Source organism: Microbacterium sp. Bi128 (genome assembly GCF_918698205.1).
In genome coordinates this window covers 1-1,431 of the sequence record NZ_CAKKMM010001303.1, presented here as the reverse complement: position 1 = coordinate 1,431, position 1,431 = coordinate 1, and the positions used below count along the sequence as shown (strand labels likewise).

At 69.4% G+C, this 1,431-nt stretch carries 2 protein-coding genes; one reads left to right on the top strand and one right to left on the bottom strand.

Going from position 1 to position 1,431, the window contains the following annotated elements:
• A partial coding sequence (locus tag LQV45_RS32215; protein ID WP_230011600.1) for a PLP-dependent aminotransferase family protein occupies window positions 1–970 on the top strand: 970 nt, incomplete at its 5' end.
• A gap of 15 nt (window positions 971–985) precedes the next feature.
• On the opposite strand, the gene LQV45_RS32210 is transcribed toward LQV45_RS32215, so the two are convergent.
• Window positions 986–1,390 carry a type II toxin-antitoxin system VapC family toxin gene (locus tag LQV45_RS32210; protein WP_230011597.1) on the bottom strand — a complete coding sequence of 135 codons (405 nt, stop codon included), beginning with the start codon at window positions 1,388–1,390 and terminating at the stop codon, window positions 986–988.
• Window positions 1,391–1,431 lie beyond the last annotated feature (41 nt).

Here is a 1,431-nt window from a genome sequence, read left to right as displayed (position 1 = left end):
GTCCTGGTTCGCGCACGAACTCCGGGCCTCCACCCCGGCAGGCGTCACCCCGCCAACACCACGCGACGTGATTGTGCTGCCGGGGAGCCAGAGCGGGCTCAGCTCCGTGTTCCGGGCGCTGGTGGGCAGTGGGCAGCCGCTGCTGGTGGAGTCCCCGACCTACTGGGGGGCGCTTCGGGCTGCGGCGCAGTCCGGTGTCCGTGTTGTTCCGGTCCCCAGCGGTCCCGAAGGTCCGGACCCCGAGGACCTGGCCCGCGCCTTTGAGGAGACCGGCGCGCGGGTGTTCTATGCGCAGCCGAACTTTGCGAATCCCACCGGCGCGCAATGGCCCGCCCGTCTGCGCGAGCAGGTGCTCGACGTGGTGCGCGAACACGGTGCGTTCCTGGTGGAGGATGACTGGGCACATGATTTCGGCATCGCCACCGATTCCGTGCCCGTTGCCAGCCTCGACGATTCCGGCCACGTCGTCTACCTCCGCTCGCTGACCAAGAGCGTGTCCCCGGCCATACGCATTGCCGCGGTGATCGCCCGCGGCCCGGCGCGTGAGCGCATTTTGGCCGACCGGGGAGCCGAATCGATGTATGTCAGCGGTGTTCTCCAGGCGGCCGCCCTCGACGTCGTGACGCAGCCGGGATGGCAGACGCACCTGCGCGGACTGCGGCTGCAGCTCCAGTCCCGCCGTGATCTCATGCTCAGCAGCCTGCGGGAACTTGCCCCGCTGGCCCACGTGGAGCACGTGCCCACGGGCGGGCTCAATCTCTGGGCCCGCCTTCCCGACGGGACCGACGTCGACCAGTTCGTCGGGGACTGCGAGGCCGCGGGGGTCATCATCGCGGCCGGTACCGAGTGGTTCCCGGCCGAACCGGCCGGACCGTTCATCCGGCTGAACTTCGCCGGACCCAATCCGGGTGCTTTCAGGGAAGGTGCGCGGATCCTCGGCCAGGTGCTCGAACGCACCGCCGGGCGGTAGTCGGCCGCCGCCGCCCTATGGCGGAGTGAGCAGCGCCTCAGGTGCCGCGAGCGTCACGAGGCCCTGCACGGAGCGGGCGAGCCCGGCGTCGAGCGTCACAAAGGCGTCTGCCTGAAGCCGGGCCAGGGCCACGTATTCGGCGTCGAGGGTGTCATCCCAGCCAAGTTCCTCGGCGAGGCTCCACGCGGTGCGTTGCAGGACGCGGTCGCCGAGGAGCCGGATGCGAAGGCCCCGGATGTAGTCGAGCTGACGATTGGCATCGGCCCGCGTCACGTCGCCGCGCCGGACTGACTGGTACAGGAGCGAGAGCACCTGCGAGCGGAGGAGCGTCGGGGCCACGAGCTGGTGATCGTCTGAAACCGCCGACCTTTCGAGGGCAAGATGAAGGGCAACGTCCGGGCCAATCACGAATCGGGTCATGGTTACTGGATCCTTTCCTGGGGACAGCAGCGGTCATCCGG

Bases quoted from the DNA above. Each gene is read 5' to 3' on its own strand.
- LQV45_RS32210 (WP_230011597.1), bottom strand. From the start codon at position 1,390: ATGACCCGATTCGTGATTGGCCCGGACGTTGCCCTTCATCTTGCCCTC.